This window comes from Streptomyces sp. NPDC052109, assembly GCF_040680195.1.
Classification (GTDB): Bacteria; Actinomycetota; Actinomycetes; order Streptomycetales; family Streptomycetaceae; genus Streptomyces.
Map to the genome: position 1 here is coordinate 79,284 of NZ_JBFAWF010000028.1, position 18,751 is coordinate 98,034.

19 protein-coding genes and 1 pseudogene are annotated in these 18,751 nt (G+C 73.2%); 5 read left to right on the forward strand and 15 right to left on the reverse strand.

Annotation, left to right across the window (positions count from 1 at the left end):
- On the reverse strand, nt 1-591 hold the full coding sequence (locus AB0L59_RS36840) for a DNA-3-methyladenine glycosylase I (protein WP_365591156.1): 591 nt from the start codon (nt 589-591) through the stop codon (nt 1-3).
- Entirely contained in the window at nt 588-944 is a 357-nt protein-coding gene (locus AB0L59_RS36845) for a DivIVA domain-containing protein (RefSeq protein ID WP_365591157.1), read from the reverse strand. Before AB0L59_RS36845 ends, AB0L59_RS36840 begins: the two co-directional genes overlap by 4 nt.
- A gap of 138 nt (nt 945-1,082) precedes the next feature.
- Here AB0L59_RS36845 and folP point away from each other — a divergent pair, with 138 nt between their 5' ends.
- Nucleotides 1,083-1,943 (forward strand): dihydropteroate synthase, encoded by an 861-nt coding sequence (gene folP, locus AB0L59_RS36850; RefSeq protein ID WP_365591159.1) that lies wholly within the window; start codon nt 1,083-1,085, stop codon nt 1,941-1,943.
- Nucleotides 1,944-2,105: 162 nt separating this feature from the next.
- On the opposite strand, the gene AB0L59_RS36855 is transcribed toward folP, so the two are convergent.
- Both AB0L59_RS36855 and dapE read right to left on the reverse strand, forming a co-directional pair.
- The gene (locus AB0L59_RS36855) at nt 2,106-2,864 is read right to left on the reverse strand and encodes a TIGR00730 family Rossman fold protein (RefSeq protein WP_365591161.1); all 759 of its coding nucleotides are present in this window, start codon (nt 2,862-2,864) and stop codon (nt 2,106-2,108) included.
- Between the two features lie 146 nt (nt 2,865-3,010).
- Complete coding sequence (gene dapE, locus AB0L59_RS36860; protein ID WP_365591162.1) at nt 3,011-4,090, reverse strand: succinyl-diaminopimelate desuccinylase; 1,080 nt, start codon at nt 4,088-4,090, stop codon at nt 3,011-3,013.
- 94 nt (nt 4,091-4,184) lie between these two features.
- Here dapE and AB0L59_RS36865 point away from each other — a divergent pair, with 94 nt between their 5' ends.
- Nucleotides 4,185-5,177 (forward strand): heavy metal transporter, encoded by a 993-nt coding sequence (locus AB0L59_RS36865; RefSeq protein ID WP_365591163.1) that lies wholly within the window; start codon nt 4,185-4,187, stop codon nt 5,175-5,177.
- Between the two features lie 287 nt (nt 5,178-5,464).
- Entirely contained in the window at nt 5,465-5,902 is a 438-nt protein-coding gene (locus AB0L59_RS36870; RefSeq protein ID WP_365591165.1) for an ATP-binding protein, read from the forward strand.
- A 126-nt stretch (nt 5,903-6,028) separates the two neighbouring features.
- Here the strand turns inward: AB0L59_RS36870 and AB0L59_RS36875 are convergent, their stop codons facing one another.
- Nucleotides 6,029-7,126: a bifunctional succinyldiaminopimelate transaminase/glutamate-prephenate aminotransferase gene (locus AB0L59_RS36875; RefSeq protein ID WP_365591166.1), complete on the reverse strand. Its 1,098-nt coding sequence runs from the start codon at nt 7,124-7,126 to the stop codon at nt 6,029-6,031.
- A 122-nt stretch (nt 7,127-7,248) separates the two neighbouring features.
- On the reverse strand, nt 7,249-7,569 hold the full coding sequence (fdxA, locus tag AB0L59_RS36880; RefSeq protein WP_030746389.1) for a ferredoxin: 321 nt from the start codon (nt 7,567-7,569) through the stop codon (nt 7,249-7,251).
- 140 nt (nt 7,570-7,709) lie between these two features.
- On the opposite strand from fdxA, the pseudogene AB0L59_RS36885 reads away from it, so the two are divergent.
- Both AB0L59_RS36885 and AB0L59_RS36890 read left to right on the forward strand, forming a co-directional pair.
- A pseudogene (locus AB0L59_RS36885) lies at nt 7,710-8,702 on the forward strand (GNAT family N-acetyltransferase); the annotation flags it as partial.
- Nucleotides 8,703-9,106: 404 nt separating this feature from the next.
- Nucleotides 9,107-9,973: a transglutaminase-like domain-containing protein gene (locus AB0L59_RS36890; protein ID WP_365591167.1), complete on the forward strand. Its 867-nt coding sequence runs from the start codon at nt 9,107-9,109 to the stop codon at nt 9,971-9,973.
- Between the two features lie 4 nt (nt 9,974-9,977).
- Here the strand turns inward: AB0L59_RS36890 and AB0L59_RS36895 are convergent, their stop codons facing one another.
- From AB0L59_RS36895 to AB0L59_RS36935, 9 genes are all read right to left on the reverse strand, one after another.
- Nucleotides 9,978-10,592 carry a response regulator transcription factor gene (locus AB0L59_RS36895; RefSeq protein ID WP_365591169.1) on the reverse strand — a complete coding sequence of 205 codons (615 nt, stop codon included), beginning with the start codon at nt 10,590-10,592 and terminating at the stop codon, nt 9,978-9,980.
- Nucleotides 10,589-11,779 (reverse strand): histidine kinase, encoded by a 1,191-nt coding sequence (locus AB0L59_RS36900; RefSeq protein WP_365591171.1) that lies wholly within the window; start codon nt 11,777-11,779, stop codon nt 10,589-10,591. The genes AB0L59_RS36895 and AB0L59_RS36900 overlap by 4 nt, the downstream gene beginning before the upstream one ends.
- Nucleotides 11,780-11,784: 5 nt before the next feature.
- Nucleotides 11,785-12,525: an ABC transporter permease gene (locus tag AB0L59_RS36905; protein WP_365591172.1), complete on the reverse strand. Its 741-nt coding sequence runs from the start codon at nt 12,523-12,525 to the stop codon at nt 11,785-11,787.
- Complete coding sequence (locus tag AB0L59_RS36910) at nt 12,522-13,451, reverse strand: ABC transporter ATP-binding protein (protein WP_365591174.1); 930 nt, start codon at nt 13,449-13,451, stop codon at nt 12,522-12,524. The genes AB0L59_RS36905 and AB0L59_RS36910 overlap by 4 nt, the downstream gene beginning before the upstream one ends.
- A 146-nt stretch (nt 13,452-13,597) precedes the next feature.
- The gene (locus AB0L59_RS36915; RefSeq protein WP_365591176.1) at nt 13,598-15,997 is read right to left on the reverse strand and encodes a hypothetical protein; all 2,400 of its coding nucleotides are present in this window, start codon (nt 15,995-15,997) and stop codon (nt 13,598-13,600) included.
- 153 nt (nt 15,998-16,150) lie between these two features.
- A complete protein-coding gene (locus AB0L59_RS36920; RefSeq protein ID WP_365591177.1) occupies nt 16,151-16,567 on the reverse strand; it encodes a DUF6113 family protein in 417 nt (138 codons plus the stop codon).
- Nucleotides 16,564-17,424 (reverse strand): N-acetyl-1-D-myo-inositol-2-amino-2-deoxy-alpha-D-glucopyranoside deacetylase, encoded by an 861-nt coding sequence (gene mshB / locus AB0L59_RS36925; RefSeq protein ID WP_365591178.1) that lies wholly within the window; start codon nt 17,422-17,424, stop codon nt 16,564-16,566. The genes AB0L59_RS36920 and mshB overlap by 4 nt, the downstream gene beginning before the upstream one ends.
- Nucleotides 17,421-17,810: a hypothetical protein gene (locus tag AB0L59_RS36930; protein WP_365591180.1), complete on the reverse strand. Its 390-nt coding sequence runs from the start codon at nt 17,808-17,810 to the stop codon at nt 17,421-17,423. Before AB0L59_RS36930 ends, mshB begins: the two co-directional genes overlap by 4 nt.
- Before the next feature lie 664 nt (nt 17,811-18,474).
- Nucleotides 18,475-18,669 carry a hypothetical protein gene (locus AB0L59_RS36935; protein ID WP_053665123.1) on the reverse strand — a complete coding sequence of 65 codons (195 nt, stop codon included), beginning with the start codon at nt 18,667-18,669 and terminating at the stop codon, nt 18,475-18,477.
- Between the last annotated feature and the right edge of the window lie 82 nt (nt 18,670-18,751).

An 18,751-nucleotide genomic window follows, 5' to 3' on the forward strand; every position in this document is an offset into this window, starting at 1 on the left:
TCAGACCCCCGCCGTTCTCGCCACGCACGTCTCCAGGTGGTCGTTGACCAGGCCGCATGCCTGCATCAGCGCGTACGCGGTCGTGGGGCCGACGAATCTGAGGCCCCGTTTCTTCAGTGTCTTGGACAGCGCCGTGGACTCGGGGGTCACGGCCGGGACGTCGGTGAGGGTCCTCGGGGCCGGCCGGCCGGCCGGGTCGGGGGCGTGGGACCAGATCAGCTCGTCCAGCTCGCCCTCGGACCAGTCGGCGAGCACGCGCGCGTTGGCGAGCGTGGCGTCGATCTTGGCGCGGTTGCGGATGATGCCGGGATCCGCCAGCAGCCGTTCGCGGTCCTCCTCGCTGAAGGCGGCGACCTTCTCGATGCGGAAGCCGGCGAAGGCCGCGCGGAAACCCGGGCGGCGGCGCAGGATCGTGATCCAGGACAGGCCCGACTGGAAGGCCTCCAGGCTGATCCGCTCGAAGAGGGCGTCGTCGCCGTGGACCGGGCGGCCCCACTCCTCGTCGTGGTACGACACGTAGTCCTCGGTGGACAGCGCCCACGGGCAGCGCAGGGCGCCGTCGGGTCCGGCGAGGGCGGCTCCGTCGGTCATCGCTGGTCCCCCGGGTGATCGGGCTTGGCCATGCGGACGTGCGCCGCCGCGGCTCTGGCCCCGGCCAGCGCCGACTCCAGGTCGGCGATACGGGCGTCCCGCTCGGCGAGTTCGGCGGCGATACGGCCGAGGGCGTCGTCGACGTCCGCCATGCGGTAGCCGCGCGGGGCGACCGGGAAGCGCAGGCTGTCCACGTCCGCGCGGTCCACCGGACGGTCGGGGGGCAGCGGGTCCTGCAGCCGCTCCGGTGCCGCCTCGGGCAGCGGGCCGTTCCCGCCGCCACCCACCACGGCGAGTGTCACCGCGGCGACCACGACGGCCAGCGCGACGACCAGGAACAAGAACATCACCATCGCCTTAGGGTCCCCACGCTCCGTGCCGGACGTTGTGCCGGACGTTGAATCTGTCTGGGTCCGATCGTGCCATGCGAATCTGACAGTTAGGGTCACAGGCGGCCGTACTGCGGGACGTACTAGGAGAGGTCACAGCGGATGCTCAGGCTGGGCAGGCGGGAATTCGGGCCCCGGGAGCCGGTGATCATGGCGATCGTGAACCGGACTCCGGACTCCTTCTACGACCAGGGGGCGACGTTCCGCGACGAGCCCGCCCTCGCACGCGTGGAGCAGGCCGTGGCCGAAGGCGCCGAGATCATCGACATCGGCGGGGTGAAGGCCGGGCCGGGCGAGGAGGTCACGGCCGAGGAGGAGGTGCGGCGCACGGTCGGCTTCGTGGCGGAGGTACGGCGCCGCTTCCCGGACGTGATCATCAGCGTGGACACCTGGCGGGCCGAGGTCGGCGAGGCGGTGTGCGAGGCGGGGGCGGATCTGCTGAACGACGCGTGGGGCGGCGTCGATCCGGGGCTCGCGGAGGTCGCGGCGCGGTACGGGGCGGGGCTGGTGTGCACGCACGCGGGGGGCGTGCGGCCGCGGACCCGTCCGCACCGGGTGACGTACGACGACGTGGTGGCCGACATCCTGAAGGTGACGCTGGGGCTGGCCGAGCGTGCGGTGGCGCTCGGGGTGCCGCGGGAGTCGGTGCTGATCGATCCCGGGCACGACTTCGGGAAGAACACGCGGCACAGTCTGGAGGCGACGCGGCGGCTGGACGAGATGGTCGCCACGGGGTGGCCGGTGCTGGTGTCGCTGTCCAACAAGGACTTCGTCGGCGAGACGCTGGATCGGCCGGTGAAGGAGCGGCTGCTCGGCACGTTGGCGACGACCGCGGTGTCGGCGTGGCTCGGGGCGCAGGTCTACCGGGTGCACGAGGTGGCCGAGACCCGGCAGGTGCTGGACATGGTGGCGTCCATCGCCGGCCACCGGGTCCCCGCGGTGGCCCGCCGGGGCCTGGCCTAGGCACCGGGGCTCCTCCCCGGACCCCTCTCCTGCCCACCGGCCCAGCCGTCTCGGTCGGCCGCGGGGCCGACGCGAGGGGCTGGGGCGAGTGGGGCGGTGCGCAGGGGGGAACGCGGACCGGTCGAAGCCCCCGGACGGACGACGGGAGGTCGACGACAGGGCCTAGCGGCCCGCCTCCTTCGACACCAGGGCCACCGCTTCCGCCACGTCGTCCGTCACGTGGAACAGGAGAAGGTCCTTCTCGGTCGCCTTGCCCTGGGCCACCAGGGTGTTCTTCAGCCAGGAGACCAGGCCGCCCCAGTACTCGCTGCCGAAGAGGACGATCGGGAAGCGGGTGACCTTCTGGGTCTGGACCAGGGTCAGGGCCTCGAAGAGTTCGTCCAGGGTGCCCAGGCCGCCCGGCAGTACCACGAAGCCCTGGGCGTACTTCACGAACATCATCTTGCGGACGAAGAAGTAGCGGAAGTTCAGGCCGATGTCGACGTAGGGGTTCAGGCCCTGCTCGAAGGGCAGTTCGATGCCGAGGCCCACCGACACGCCGCCCGCCTCGCACGCACCCCTGTTGGCCGCCTCCATCGCCCCGGGGCCGCCCCCCGTGATCACCGCCCAGCCCGCCTCCACCAGGCCCCGGCCGAGCCGCACCCCGGCGTCGTACTCCGCCGAGTCCACCGCCGTACGTGCCGAGCCGAACACGCTGATGGCGGGCGGGAGTTCGGCGAGCGTGCCGAAGCCCTCGATGAACTCCGACTGGATGCGGAGCACGCGCCAGGGGTCGGTGTGGACCCAGTCCGAGGGGCCGCCGGCGTCCAGCAGCCGCTGGTCGGTCGTACTGGCCGTCACCTGCCCTCGCCGTCGGAGGACCGGTCCGAGCCGCTGCTCGTCCGGCGGGATCTTCTTCCCCTCGGGGTTGCCGGTAGGCATGTGCGCTCCCTCCGCGGTTGGGGTCTCCCCCGGATCGGGCGAAGCCGCTAGCCGGGGAAGGGTGGTTCCACCTCAGCGTAGATCCCTGCCGGTTACGGAGGGGGGACGCGAGCATGTCCGGCATGGAGCGCCGGACGGCACCCGGTCTACGCGGTGAGCCAGCTGCGCAGCCGCTCCTCGCCCGCGAGGATCCTGGCCGTCGCGACCCGCTCGTCCCGCTTGTGCGCCAAATGCGGGTTGCCCGGGCCGTAGTTGACGGCGGGGACGCCGAGCGCGGAGAAGCGTGAGACGTCCGTCCAGCCGTACTTGGGCTGCGGGGTGCCGCCCACCGCCTCGATGAAGGCGGCCGCGGCCGGGTGGGAGAGGCCGGGCAGCGCGCCGCCGCTGTGGTCGTCGACCACGAACTCCTCCACACCGCAGTCCGCGAACACCTCACGGACGTGCGCGATCGCCTCCTCCTCCGTGCGGTCGGGGGCGTAGCGGAAGTTGACCGTCACCACGCACTCGTCGGGGATGACGTTGCCGGCGACGCCGCCGCCGATGCCGACCGCGTTCAGGCCCTCGCGGTACTCCAGCCCGTCGATCAGCGGCCGGCGCGGTTCGTAGGACGCCAGGCGGGCCAGGATCGGGGCCGCCGCGTGGATGGCGTTGGAGCCCATCCAGCCGCGGGCCGAATGGGCCCGCTCGCCCTTCGTCCTCAGCAGCACCCGTAGGGTGCCCTGGCAGCCGCCCTCGACCTCGCCGTCGGAGGGCTCCAGCAGGACCGCGAAGTCGCCCTCCAGCCAGTCCGGGTGGGCCTCGGCGACCTGCTTGAGGCCGTTGAGCTCGGCGGCGACCTCCTCGTTGTCGTAGAAGACGAAGGTCAGGTCGCGGTTGGGGGCGGGGACCGTGGCCGCGATCCGCAGCTGCACCGCGACGCCCGACTTCATGTCGCAGGTGCCGCAGCCCCACAGCACACCGTCCTCGTCCAGACGCGAGGGCACGTTGTCCGCGATCGGCACCGTGTCGATGTGGCCGGCCAGGATCACGCGCTCGGCGCGGCCCAGGTGGGTGCGGGCGATCACGTTGTTGCCGTAGCGGTCGACCGTCAGGTGCGGCAGGGCGCGCAGGGCGGCCTCGATCGCGTCCGCCAGGGGCCTCTCGGTGCCGCTCTCGGAGGGGAAGTCCACGAGCTGCGCGGTGAGCGCGGCGGCGTCGAGCGTGAGGTCAAGCGAGGTGTCGGCCATGGCTCGACCCTAGCGCGCCGTCCGCGGAGGCCGGTGCAAGCGCTGTCAGCTGACCCCCCGTGAGGGCCGGCGGGCCCTCCAGTACCTTGTACGCGTGTCAGAGCCGTCCCCCACCCGTCCCAAGCGTCGCGGCCGCCGCTTCCGTTTCGCCGCGGCCCTGCTGGTCCTGTGCGGTGTCGCCGCGTATCTCGTGGTGCAGTACGTCACCGGAGGCGGCGGGGCGCGCGGCTGCAGAGTGGTCTCGGACGACGGTGACGCGACGTCGTACGAGTTCACGCCGGAGCAGGCGGTGAACGCGGCGACCATCGCGGCCGTGGGCACCGGGCGCGGGATGCCCGAGCGGGCCGTGGCGATCGCGCTGGCGACCGCCTTGCAGGAGTCGGGGCTGCGCAACATCGAGCACGGCGACCGGGACTCGCTGGGCCTGTTCCAGCAGCGGCCGTCGCAGGGCTGGGGCACCGAGCAGCAGATCATGGACCCCGCGTACGCCGCGGGCATCTTCTACGCGCACCTGGCCGAGGTGCCGGACTACACCGGTCTGCCGCTGACCAAGGCGGCCCAGGAGGTGCAGCGCAGCGGCTATCCGGAGGCCTACGCCAAGCACGAGCCGGACGCGACGCTGCTGGCGGCGGCGCTGACCGGACGCGCCGCGGCCACGCTGACCTGCGACGGCCGCCCTGACGCCACGGCCACGGCGACCGGCCCGGACGCCGTACGGGCCGCGCTGGTACGGGACTTCGGGCGGGACGCGCTGCAGGAGACCGGTGCGGAGGTGGGCGGCACGCCCGTGCCGTCGCCGTCCCCCTCGCCGAGCGTGACCGCGACCGCGCAGGGCCGGACCGTGACCGTGCCGGTGCCGCAGGGCACGAAGGTGGACGCGACCGGACGTGGCGAGCGGCAGCGGGGCTGGCAGCTGGCGCAGTGGGCCGTGGCCAACTCCTCCGCGCTGCACATCCAGCGGGTGTCGTACGCGGGGCGGGAGTGGACCGCCGGGAGCGACGACGGCCGGTGGAAGCCGGGCGCAACGGCCGGGACCGCCGGCGCGGAGAAGTCCGTGGACGCCGTCCGGATCGTGACCGGACAGTAGTACGAGTGATCACTCCGGCGGGTTGCGCGGCGCCGGTTCGGCCCCCCGTCCGGGCGCGCCGCGCACCAGCTTCGGAATCCCTTGGAACACAAGGGCCGTAAGGATTCTGCGGGATTTCCGGGAGACGTTCTTTGCCCGTTTTTATCCACACCTGATAATGCGATGCGTTATCCATTCTTTACCGGGGGCGTCCGCAACCTTCGCGGGCTTCGAGCGGTAGTCACGGCGTCCGAGCACGGACCCGAGCCCGGACACACACACCGTTCTCTCCCGTCGAATGGAGCATCATGTCCCTCCCTCTGACCCGCCGGATCGCCCGTGCCGCGCTGCTCGTCGCAGCGGGAGCGGCAGCCGGGGTCGGTGCGGCCGGCTCCGCCGGTGCGGCCACGAACCTTCCGGCGGCGACCCCGAACCTGGGCGGTCTGACCTCCCTGGACACGGCGAACGTCGCCAACACCGTCGACGGCGCCGCGACCAACGTCACCACTCTCGCGGGCCACACGGGCGGCAAGGCGATCGAGCAGACGGTGCCGGCCGCGGGCCAGGCCGGCGGCGGTGCCCTGAAGAAGACCGCGCCGGTGGCGCAGAAGGCCGCCGGTGACACCGCCGGGGCCGCGGGGAACGTCCTCGGGGGCGCCGCGTCCAGCGTCACGAAGGGCGGACTGCCGACGTCCGGCCTGCCGACGTCCAACCTTCCGGTCAAGGGGCTGCCGGTCGGTGGCTGACGGTTCGCCGCCGCTGAGCTGAGCCGCGACGGGGCCCGGGGAGTTCCCCGGGCCCCGTTCGCCTTTGTGCCGTGTGCCGCCGCCTCCAGGCGGGCAGGGCCGGGCGGCGCCCGTGCCTGGCGGCCGTCAGGCCGTCAGGCGGGACACCGCGGCCCGCACCCGCTCGTCCGTCGCCGTCAGGGCCACGCGTACGAACGTCTCGCCCGCCTCGCCGTAGAAGTCGCCCGGTGCGACCAGGATGCCGAGGCCGGCCAGGTGGGCGACGGTGGTCCAGCAGGACTCGTCGCGGGTGGCCCAGAGGTAGAGGCTCGCCTCGCTGTGCTCGATGCGGAAGCCGTGGCCCAGCAAGGCGGCGCGCAGGGCCTCGCGGCGGGCGGCGTAGCGCTCGCGCTGGACGCGGACGTGCTCGTCGTCGCCCAGGGCCGCCACCACGGCCGCCTGCGTGGGCGCCGAGGTCATCATGCCGCCGTGCTTGCGGATCTCCAGCAGCGGGCCGAGGACGGCCGGGTCGCCGGCGACGAAGGCCGCGCGGTAGCCCGCCAGGTTGGAGCGCTTGGAGAGGCTGTGGACGGCCACGATGCCGTCGTAGGAGCCGCCGTTGACGTCCGGGTGCAGGACCGAGACCGGGTCGGCCTCCCAGCCCAGCTCCAGGTAGCACTCGTCGGAGACCAGCAGGACGCCGTGGGCGCGGGCCCAGGCGACGATCTCGGTCAGCTCCTGCTTAGGGACGACCTTGCCGGTGGGGTTGGACGGGGAGTTCAGCCAGAGGAGCTTCAGGCCGGCGGGGTCCAGCTCGCGCGGGTCGTCGTAGGCCTCGTAGTCGGCGCGGGCGAGGCGGGCGCCGACCTCGTAGGTGGGGTAGGCGAGGCGCGGGTAGGCCACCCTGTCGCCGGGGCCGAGGCCCAGCTGGGTCGGCAGCCAGGCCACCAGTTCCTTGGAGCCGACGACCGGCAGGACATGGCGGTGCGTGACCCCGCGGGCGCCCAGTCGGCGCTCCAGCCAGCCGGTGATCGCGTCGCGCAGCGCGGGGGTGCCCCAGACGGTGGGGTAGCCCGGGGAGTCGGCCGCGTCGATCAGGGCCTTCTGGATCAGTTCGGGCACCGGGTCGACCGGGGTGCCCACGGACAGGTCGACGATCCCGTCGGGATGCGCGGCGGCCGTCTTCTTGTACGGCTCCAGCTTGTCCCAGGGGAAGGTGGGGAGCCGGTCGGAGACTGCGGACACGGGAATCAGGCTCACTTTCGTACGGTGCGGCAAACGCCTCGGTCCCGTACGGCGGTGATCGGGACGATCGGGCCGTACGGGACCGAGGCGGCCGGGCGTGGCGGCCGCTTGGCGCTAAACGGTCACTCGCCCTGCGGCGGCAGCGCGGCGACGAAGGGATGGTCGCGCTCGATCAGCCCCAGCTTGCTGGCGCCGCCGGGAGAGCCGAGCTCGTCGAAGAACTCGACGTTGGCCTTGTAGTAGTCCTTCCACTCCTCCGGAGTGTCGTCCTCGTAGAAGATCGCCTCGACCGGGCAGACCGGCTCACAGGCACCACAGTCGACGCATTCGTCCGGGTGGATGTACAAGGACCGCTGGCCCTCGTAGATGCAGTCGACCGGGCACTCCTCGATGCACGCCTTGTCCTTGACGTCGACACAAGGCTGCGCGATGACGTAGGTCACGCTGTCGTTCCTCCTCGATAGGGCGCTGGCGGGCCTCCTCAGGCTCCGCCGCCTGGCGCGCGGGAGCGCGGCGTCGTCGATGCCCGCCCCTAGTATCTCCGTTCCGGAGCATGATCCGAACAGGAGGGGTGAACTGACCAGTGGAAATCTCGGCGGCAGGACGTCTGGAAGTCCGCATCAACCCCTCTGACGTGGGAAAACGTGTCTCCGTACGGCGCTTGAGCGAACCTGGGGCAACGCGGGAGAAGTTCACCGACACGGTGGGTGTTCTCACATCATGGGATGATGGCGTGCTCATGATCACACAGCGGGACGGGCGAAGTGTCCGGATCGCCGAGTCCGCCCTGGTCGCGGGCAAGGTGGTGCCGGCCGCCCCGGCCCGCCGCCGTGGGCCCGCCGCCTCCTACGAGGAACTCGCGCGGGTCGCCTCCCGCGGCTGGCGGCCGCTCGTGACCGAGCGGCTCGGCGAGTGGGAGCTGCGGGCCGCGGAGGGGTTCACCCGGCGGGCCAACAGCGTCCTGCCACTCGGTGATCCCGGCCTTCCGCTCGACGCGGCCCTCGCTGCCGTACGACGCTGGTACGGAGAGCGTGGCCTTTCCGCCTACGTCCAGACGGCCACCGGGGCCGAGGGGACGCAGGAGCTGCTGTGCGCGGAGCTGGAGCGGCGCGGCTGGGTGCGGGAGGTGACCGCCGAGGTGTGGACCGGTGCGCTGGCGCCGGTCGCGGACCGGGCCGAGGGCACGGGTGTGGTTCTGTCCCGGCGGGCGGACGAGGCGTGGCTCGCCCGGTACCGGCGCAAGGGGGTGAGCGAGGTGGCCCTGCGGGTGCTCAGTGGCGGACCGTCGGTGTGGTTCGCGACCGTACCCGGCGCCGAGGGTGAGGCTCCGGCGGCGATCGGGCGGTGTGTCGTGGACGGGCGGTGGGCCGGTTTCGCGGCGGTCGAGGTGGATCCCGGGCGGCGCCGGCAGGGGCTCGCCACGGAGGTGATGGCCGCGCTGGCCCGCAGGGCGCTGGAGGAGGGCGCGTCGGCGGCCTGGCTGCAGGTCGAGACGGACAACGAGGGCGCCCGCGCGCTCTACGCCGCGCTGGGCTTCACTCCGCACCACGCGTACCACCATTACCGGGCCCCGGAGGAGGACCGGCCGCAACGCCCGACCGCGACGGCATCCGACGCCCGGAACCGGCGGACGAGCGGGACCCATGGCGGGTCCGACGCCGGGGAATCGGGTGAGGCCGGGCGCCGGGCAGGTGCAGCGGAATCGAGCCCGCCGGAGGGCCCGGGCCGGGAAGCGGAAGCGGGCGGCGCAGGGCCGGGGCGGGACCGGGCGTCAGGGTCGGCCGGCCTGGGTGCAGCCGTCCTCGGACCGTCCTGCACGCGGTCGGCCCACGTGGGACCGGCCGGCCTCGGATCAGCCGTCGTGAAGCCGGTCAGCCTGGGTCCGGCTGCCCTGACAGCGGTCGGCGTGCCGTCGGCCGGCGTGGGACCGGGCGGTCCGTCGTCGGTGGTAGAAGCGCTGTGAAAGGGCATGAGCCTGGCATGCGTCGTCCGTATCTGCCGCCGCCGTATCCGCCCCCGCCGGAGCGGTCGGCCGAGTTGCGCCGGAGGTTCGCCGAGGAGGCGCGGTCCGAGCGGCCGGATCTGTCGGCGCTGTGTCTGCTGATCGGCGCCGAGGCGGACGGCTCGCTGGACGAGGCCGGGATCGATGCCGCGCAGCTGGAGCTGGACCGGCTCGCCGGCGAGCTGCCGTACCGGCCGGGCGGGCCACAGGCGTGGGCGGACGCCGTGCGAGGGGTGCTCGGGGCCCGCTACGACTTCCACGGCACGCCCGGCGACTACGACCGCCTGGAGTCCTCGCTGCTGCACGAGGTGCTGCGCCGGCGGCGCGGGCTGCCGATCCTGCTGTCGGTCGTGTGGCTGGAGGTCGCGCGGCGGGCCGGGGCGCCGGTGTACGGCGTCGCGCTGCCGGGGCACTTCGTGGTGGGCTTCGGCCCCGCCGAGGAGCAGACGCTGGCCGATCCGTTCGACGGGGGCCGGGTGCTGACCGGGACCGACACGGAGATGCTCGTGGTGGGGGCCACGGGCGCGCCGCTGGATGCCTCGATGCTGGAGCCCGCGACACCGCTGGAGGTCGTCCAGCGGATCCTGAACAACATCCGCGCGTGGGCAGCAGCCCGTCCGGAGCAGTCGGACGTCGCCCTGCGCGCCGTGGAGTTGGCGCTGCTCGTGCCCTCGCATCCGGCGCGGCTGCGCTACGAGCGCGGGCAACTGCTGGTGCAGCGGGGGCAGTTCAGCCCGGGCGCCGAGGAGCTGGACGCCTACGCCGATCTGATCGAGGTCGTCGACGAACCGACCGCCGAGAAGGTACGGCAACAGGCGCACACGGCACGGTCGATGCTCAACTGACCCGTCAGAGCCACCCCTTCTCCCGTGCCGTCCGCACCGCCTCCGCCCGGTTGCGTACCGCCAGCTTCTGGATGGCCGTGGAGAGGTAGTTGCGGACCGTGCCCTGGGAGAGGTGCAGGGCCTTCGCCAGCTCGGCGTTGGTGGAGCCGTCGGCCGCGGCGCGCAGCACCTCGCGTTCGCGCTCGGTGAGCGGGTTGGCCCCGTCCGCGAGCGCGGCGGCGGCGAGCGTGGGGTCGATGACCCGCTCGCCGGAGAGCACCTTGCGGATCGCCTCCGCGAGCTGGGCGGCCGGGGCGTCCTTGACGAGGAAGGCGTCGGCGCCCGCCTCCATGGCGCTGCGCAGATAGCCGGGGCGGCCGAAGGTCGTGAGGACGATCAGTTTGACCCGCGGAAACTCCCGGCGCACCGCGGCGGCCGCCTCGATGCCGGTGCAGCCGGGCATCTCGATGTCGAGCAGCGCCACGTCCACGCCGTGGGCGCCGACGGCCGCCGGCACCTGGTCCCCGCGGGCGACCTGGGCCACGACCTCGATGTCGTCCTCCAGGCCGAGCAGTGCGGCCAGGGCCTCGCGAACCATCGACTGGTCCTCGGCGAGGAGGACCTTGATCGTGCTCGTCATGCCCCGGATCCTACGTCCCCCCGGGAAGTTGCGGGGACGCGGGCGACCAGCCGGAACCCGTGCTTGATCCGGCCCGCCTCCAGGCAGCCGCCGGCCTTCTCCAGCCGCTCCGTGAGACCGGTCAGACCGTTGCCGGGCCCGCTGCCGCTGCCGCCGGCGCCGTTGTCCTCGACGCGGAGTTCGAGCATCGGACCGTCCAGGGTCTGCCGGTGCGCGAGCTGGACGAGGCACTTCTCGGCGCCGCTGTGCCGGACCACGTTGGTGACGGCCTCGCGCAGGGCCCAGGCGAGCGCGGCCTCGGCCTCCTCCGGTACGCCGGTGAGGTCGGGCTCGGCGGACACCTCGGCGGTGACGCCGGCGGCGGTCAGCGCGACCTGGGCACCGGCGAGTTCGGCGGCGAGCCGGGGGCGCCGGTAGCCGGTGACGGCCTCCCGGACGTCGACCAGGGCCTGCCGGCTGACCTGTTCGATGTCGGCGACCTGCTGGGCCGCCCGGTCGGGCTGGTCGGGCAGCATCCGGCCGGCCAGCTCGCTCTTCAGCGTGATCAGGGAGAGCGAGTGGCCGAGCAGGTCGTGCAGGTCGCGGGCGAGGCGCAGGCGCTCCTCGTTGGCGGCGAGCTGGGCGACCGTGGCCCGGGCCCTGCGCAACTCGACGGTCGTACGGACGAGCTGGCCGACGCCGACCATGGCGAAGCCGATGAGGACGACGAGCAGGAGGGTGTCGTCCACCTTCTCGTGCCAGCGCAGCCCGACAAGGTACATCACCACGGCCGTCCCCGGGATCGCCCAGTACGCGCCCCGCAGCGGCAGCGTGGCCCCGCAGGCGACGGAGAGGTAGACGAACAGACCTTGCCAGGCTGGGCCGAGGGAGTAGTTCAGCAGAGGGGCGAAGACGGCGAGGACGCCGAGCATCGACACGACGATGCCCGGCGTGAAGGGCCGGCCCATGTTCCGGAAGACCAGCGACAGGTAGGTGACGACGAAGGCGATGAGGCCCAGCGCGCCGGCCACGACGGCGCCCGTGGTGTGCCGGCCGCTCGTCAGGTCGTGGATCGGGGAGCCGAGAAAGATCAGCCAGACACCGATCCACAGCAGCTTGGCCATCAGCTCGCGCCGGTTGCGGGGGACCTGGCCGATCCGCACCCGGGTCTCCGGCAGGCGCTCGCCGGCCCGAGGGTCTTCCGTCATGGTGCTCACGCCTTCAGCGTGTCCTTCCGGTACAGCCAGGCCGCGCCGCCCGCGAAGATGACGAAGTAGACGGCGAGGACGGCCACGTCCGTCGCGCTCGGGGCCTGGCTCTGCTCGATCGACCGTCCCAGAGCAGCGTACGCGTGTGTGGGCAGCCACTTCGCGATGTCCTGCAGGATCTTCGGGAAGCTGGTGGAGGGCATCCACAGGCCGCCGAGGATCGACAGGCCGAAGTAGATGATCATCGTGATCGGGCGGACCGCGTCACCGGAGGCGAGGTAGCCGAGGGCGACGCCCAGCGCGGCGAAGACGAGGCTGCCGGCCCAGATGACCCCGGTGAGGGCGAGCCACTGCCAGGCGTCGAGGTGGACGTGCTTGATCGCGGCGGCGGCGATGAACACCACCACGATCGACGGCAGGCTCACCACGGCGGCGCTGGCGGTCTTGGCGAGGACATAGCCGCGCCCGGGCAGCGGGGTCAGCCGCAGCTGCCGTACCCAGCCGTTCTCGCGCTCCTTGGCGATGCGCTCGCTGTTGCCCATCAGGACGGCCGTCAGGGCGCCGAAGGAGGCCATGGAGACCATCAGATAGGTGGCGACGGTCAGGCCGGTGCCGTCGACCTTGTCGGTGGAGCCGGAGCTGCTGGCGAAGATCAGGAAGAGGATCGCCGGGTAGAGCACCGAGAAGAACAGGAACCTCCTGTTGCGGAACGCGCGGGTCAGTTCCAGCTTGATCAGGGCGTTCACGACTGCTTGGCCTCCTCGGCCTCCGTGATGGCGACGAAGGCCTGCTCCAGACCGAGGCCGGCTACTTCGAGATTGCGGGGGTAGACACCGAGGCCGTACAGGGCGTGGACGGTGGCGTCGGCGTCGGACGACTGGATGCGGACGGTCTGGCCCGACACGTCGAGGGAGGTGAGGAAGGGCAGGGCGCCCAGGGCCGCCTCGTCGATGGTGCCCTCCAGGTCGAAGGAGACCCGCCGGGCGCCCGCCTTGGCCTTGATCTCGGCGGCGGTGCCGTCGGCGAGGAGGCGGCCGCGGTGCAGCACCAGGACCCGGTCGGCGATGGCGTCGGCCTCCTCGAGGTAGTGGGTGGCGAAGAGGACGGTACGGCCCTGGTCGGCCTGCTCGCGCATGGTGGCCCAGAAGGCCTGGCGGGCGGAGACGTCCATGCCGGTGGTCGGCTCGTCCAGGATGATCAGGTCGCTGTCGCCGGCGGTGGCCAGGGCGAAGCGGACGCGCTGGGCCTGGCCGCCGGAGAGCTTGTTGACCTTGCGGTCGGCGATCTGCGCGATGCCCGCGCGGGCCATGACGTCCGCGGCCTTGTACGGCTTGGGGTGGAGCGAGCAGCCCAGCTTCACCAGCTCGGCCACCGTGACCTCGTCCATCAGGCCGCCGCTCTGCAGCATGGCACCGACCCGGCCGGCGACGATCGCGTCGCGGGGGGCGCCGCCGAAGAGACTCACCGTGCCGCTGTCGGGGTGCTTCAGGCCGAGGAGCAGGTCGAGGGTGGTGGACTTGCCGGCCCCGTTCGGACCGAGGAGGGCGACGGTCTCGCCGGGGTACAGCCGGAGCGTCAGCCCGTCGACGGCCCGCACGCTCCCATACGTCTTGGTCACCTGGTCGAAGCCGACCACCGGGGTGGTGGTGGCCGGTGCCGCAGTTGTCGTCATGGCGTCCATGCTCGCGGCGAGGGCCTGGTGCCGGGCAGTGTCGGGGATCCTGACTGCCGGATGACAGATGTCATGCGGTTCGGGTGACGGGCATGGCGAAGGGGACGCCCCCGAACGGTGGGCGCCCCCCTTCGACCGTGTCCCGGCTAGCTCGGGTTGGTCTCGATGACCGCGACCCGGTTGGTCCTGCTCAGCAGCGCCTGGCGCAGGGCGACATAGACGTCCTGCGGGGTGACCGGCGTCTTCTTGTTGTCGGCGCGGGTGATGAGCACGCCGTCGAAGGTCTTGCCGTAGAGCTGCTTCAGGGCGTTCAGGTCGGGCTTGTCGACCAGCTTCCCGTCCGCCGTGGGCACCACCCTGAGGAACTTCCAGAGGGACTTGCCCGGGCTCATCAGCACCACGTGCCCCGCGCCCGCGCTCACCGTCACGTTGCCCGACATCGCCGGCTCCGCGAACGCCTTCATCTCCTGGTCGACCGCCGCGTTCGAGACCGTCGGCTGCTTGGTGGTCGTCGGGACGGTGACCGGGGCCGCCGCGCTCGTCTCCACCAGCGTGCGGTAGGCCTGTTCGACCGCCTGGGTCGACTGGCCGGCGTCGATGGCCTTGCCCGCCTTGCCGTAGACGGCGACCGCCTTGCCGGGCCGGAAGTCGATGCCGCCCTCGACGACCGAGCCGGAGCCGCCGCCGGCCTGCTGGAGTGCGGCCTGCAGCTTCTCCTCGTCGACCGGCATCTGGGGCTCGATCACGCGCTTCTGGCCGAAGAGCGAGCCGATGACGTGGACCGGGTTGTAGTCGCTGGTCGCGGCCTTGCTGACGGTGTCCTGGAAGTCGAACTGGAGGCCGGCGTTCTCCGGGGTGAGGGTGACCGTCTTCCCGCCGACGGACAACTTCAGCGGCTTGTTCACCCGGCTGCCGAAGGCGTCGTCGAGCTTCTTGACGGCGTCGTCGCGGGTGCCGCCGCCGATGTCCACGCCCAGCACCGTGGTGCCCTTGGGCACGTCGGTGTGGTTCATCAGCAGTCCGGCGCCGTAGGCACCGCCCGCGACGACGACCACGCCGACGCCGAGCAGCACCAGCTTGCTGCGGCCCTTCTTCTTCGGCTTGGCCTGCGCCTTGGGCGCGGCGGCCGGCTCCGGCTTCGACCGCGCCGGCGCGGCCGGGCCGTCGGCGGAGGCGCCGCCGAAGGGGGAGCCGCCGGCCCCGGGGACGACCGGGATACCGCTGGTGACGGTGTGTCCGGAGACGTTGTCGGGGCGGTAGCCGGGCGTGCCAGGTGCGGGGGCCGGCTTCTGGGGAGTGAGGATCGCGGTGTCGTCGCTGAGCCCGCCCCCCGGGCCGAGGCCGGTGGGGGCTCCGCCGGGGCCGGTGCCCGGGCCGCCGGGGGGACCTTCGAGGTCGGCGAAGTCGGAGAGGGCGCTGCGGGGCGCCTGGGTGCCGCGGCCGCCGGGAGCGCCGTAGCCGTCCATGCCGAGCGAACCGCCCGGGCCGGGCGGGGCGTCGAAGGGTTCGCCGGCCGACGGGACGAGGGGGCCGTCACCGGTGACCGGACCGCTGGTGGGGCCGGCCGGGCCCTGCGGACCGCCGGGACCGCCGTGGCCGTGCGGGCCGTTGAAGCCGCTGGGGCCACCGGGCCCGCCCAGACCGCCGGGTCCGTTCGCCGCGTTTCCGCCCGCCGTGCCGCCGAAGCCGTCGAGTCCGTTCGGGCCGGACGCGCCGGCTCCGGCGAAGCCGTTCTGGCCGTTCGCACCCGGGGTGCCGCCGCCGAGGCCGTCCTGCCCGCCGTTCTCCGAGAAGTACGGCAGGTCGTCGCGGCGGCGTTCGCCGCCGGACGCGCCGGGACGGGGGCCCAGCGGGCCCGCGGCCAGCGCCTCGGTCACGTCGAAGGAGCCGGTGCCGCCGCCGTGTCCGGGGGCGACCGGGCCGCCGGTGGCGCCGGGCAGTCCCTTGCCGTTGGTGGTGCCGGAGCGGGAGGCGCCCGGGACACTCATGGAGCCGACCACACCGCCGGGACGGCCGCCACCGGGGCGCGCGCCGGTGGTACCGGCCGCGCCGGATGCTCCCGGACCACCCGTCCGGGTGCCCGGTGCACCGGGGGCGGGGGCGGAACCCCCGGGGATACCGGCTCCGTTCGTCGCGCCGCCGCCCGGACCGCCCTTGCCGGGGGCGGACTTGCGGGGCGCGAACCAGTCGCTGGTCTTGTCCTCGGCCTGGGCCCCGGGCTCGACGGCGGGCTCGGCGGGGCCGGGAGGCGTCCGGTCGGCCGTGGGCCGCGGCTCGGCGGGCGTGTCGTCCACGGCGCTGTCGGCGTCCCCGACCGGCTTGCGCACGACGACCGGCGGAATGGGCCTGGACCCGGGAATGTTGATCCGGATCCGGGTCGTCAGCGTGGTCTCGGTCTTCTTCTCCTCCGGCCGCGCGGCCGAGCGGCCCGCGTCCGTGCCGTCGCCGGCAGCCATGGGGGTTCCGTACGGCGGCGTGCCGGAGGGGTATGCGGCTCCGCCGCGCCCGTTGGGCCCGGAGGACGGAGTGTCAGTTTCACGACTCAAGGCAGGTTCTCCCAGTTGGCTCCGCCGCCCGTTACGCACCTCGGGCGACTCGGCGGCGCGCACCACCATACTGGCCACCTCTGGCGCTTATCCCATGACCGCTGAGGAAACCCACACGGGACTCGCACGTGCGTCGCATGGCGAAGTGGTACGTCACTTGCCAAGTCGGGCGGGACCGCCGCGGGGTTGCCGCCCGGCACCAAGGGTGGCGCAGATCACAGCGAGAGCCATACCGCCGAGCAGGAAGAGGTAGGAACCGCCTCCCGCGCCGAACAGGAAGTCGCCTTCCGGACGTGACGTGGTGAGCAGGATGACGGTGACGATCCAGCCGACCACGGGCGCGACGGCCCCGCCCCGGCCGCCGGTGGCGTACGCCCCGCCGAGGAAGAGTCCGGCGGCGCCCGCGAGGGCGAGGAGCAGCCCGCCGGGGAACCAGGCGGCCTGCACGAGGGTCCCGGCGAGGGCGACGACGACGCCGAGCAGGAAGAGGCCGGCATAGGCGGCGATCCGGCCGACCGAGGGCCGTTGCAGTGGCTGGGCGAGCAGCGGGCCCTGTCCCGGGTTGCTCATGACGTCTCCCGAAGGTCCAGGCCGGCGAACAGGTCGGTCTCCCCAGGCCGCGCCGTGCCCCGCACCAACTCGTAGTACTCGGTGGTGAACAGCGGCTGGGCCAGTTCGTTGGAGAGCGCGAAGTACGGCTCGGCCACCTCGATCTGGGTGGCGTGGGCGCGCATAGCGGCGGCCTTGGCACGGGCGTGCGCGCCGCCGTCGACGGTGGTGGTGATCCGCTCGTCGTCCACCACGCCGGGTACGTCGTCCACGGACGCGCTCTTGCCGAACGGCAGTGCGGCCAGTTCGTCCTGGAGGCGGGCGAAGGCGGACTCGGCGACGGAGCGCGGGACGCGGTTCCAGTAGACCTTGGCGATCCGGTGGCCGCGTTCGGCCGCGAGGTCGACGGCGCGCATGGCGACGCGGTGGGCCTGGATGTGGTCCGGGTGGCCGTAGCCGCCGTGGTCGTCGTACGTCACGAGGACCTGGGGGCGGATCTGGAGGATCACCTCGACCAGGTGGCCGGCGGCCTCGTCCACGTCGGCCTGCCAGAAGCAGCCGGGGTCGTCGTTGTCCGGAATGCCCATCATCCCGGAGTCGCCGTACCGTCCCGCCCCGCCGAGCAGCCGGGCGTCGCTCACGCCCAGCGCGCGGACGGCCTCGGTCAGCTCGCCGCGCCGGTGCGCACCCAGGGCGGGCCCCGTCAGATGCCGCAGCCCGGGCGGGATGACCTCCCCCCGCTCCCCGAGGGTGCAGGTGACCAGGGTCACATGGGCACCCTCGGCCGCGTACCGGGCCATGGTCGCGCCGTTGTTGATCGACTCGTCGTCCGGGTGCGCGTGCACCAGCAGCAGACGCCGGGCTGGCAGTTCCGTCATGGGAACACCCTACGAGGCCTCTCCTCGCGTCCCAAGGCTGACATCGGCCCGGCGGGCAGGGCCGTGAGCAGGGAGGTGGCGGCCGCGCACCACGGGGAGCGGGGCCGGCCGGCAGCGCGCAGCAGCGCCGAGCCGATCGCCACGCCCAGGTGCCGGGTCGCGGCGAGGGCCGCCGACCTCCCGCCGGAGTGCTGCGGGGCGATGCCGCCGGTCGCGATGACGAAGACCGGCACGAAGGCGGTGCCGGGGCCGAGTCCGGTGGGGAGCAGGCCGGGAAGCGGGGAAGGGCGGCGGACAGGCACAGGCGCCGGGCGCGGGCGGGGCAGAAGTCCGGTGGGCGGCATCGCGAAGGCCACACCGCCGAAGCCGACCGCGACGCGGATCACGAGGGTCCGGGTCCGCCGGTGCCCTGCACGGTGCGCGAGCCGCCACCGGGGGTGACGGAGCCGGCGCCTGGGGCTGGAGCTGGAACCGAAGCTGCGGCGGGTGCGGGGGGCTGGTCTGCGTGAGCGTGATGCGTGGGGCGTGGGCTGGACCGCCGGGGGTGTCCACGGGGGCCGGACCGGCCGCGGCCGGGCGTGGGGGCGCGGCACGGCAACCGGGCGGCGTGGCCACCGAGTTGGGTCGGCACCGCACCCGGCAGCCCCTCCCTTGCCCGCTCCGGCGCGATGCGCTCGGCCACCCGCTGCGGGGTGGGACGAGGAGGCGCCGAGGGCGGCGTGGACGAGAACGGCGTCGAGGCAGAACACGTGGTCGGCGGAGGGGGGAGTTCGAGGCCGCAGGCCTGCTCCGGCGGCGGGAGACCCGGGGAGTCGATCGGCATGCCGGTGCGGGTGCGCAGGCTGTCCCCCGCAAAGGGCGCCCCTCGCCCGTGCGGTGCCGAGGTCGATGACGCGGGGGCCGTCCACGGCGACGAGCACCTCGGACGGCTCGAGGTCACGGTGGATCAGGTCCGCCCCGGCGACCGCGGAGCGCAGGCCGGGCCCGGGAAGGCGCCGGCCGCCACCCAGGCGACGGCGGCCTGCGGGGCGGCGTCGAGCACGTCCGCCGTCAGAACTTGATGCTGCCGATCATGCTCGCGACGTTGGTCGTCAGCTGACTGATGGTGGGAGCGATGGTCGAGGAGGCGAGATAGAAGCCGAGCAGGATGCAGACGACCGCGTGGCCGCCCTTCAGCCCTGACTTCCTGATCAACAGGAAGACGATGATCGCCAGCAGCACCACCGCCGAAATCGAGAGTGCCACGGCGGCTCACCTCCAAAGATCCCAAGGACGCGGGGGGTTCGGACTATGGGGGTTGTGACTCGGTCGTAGATCGGAAGAGCAA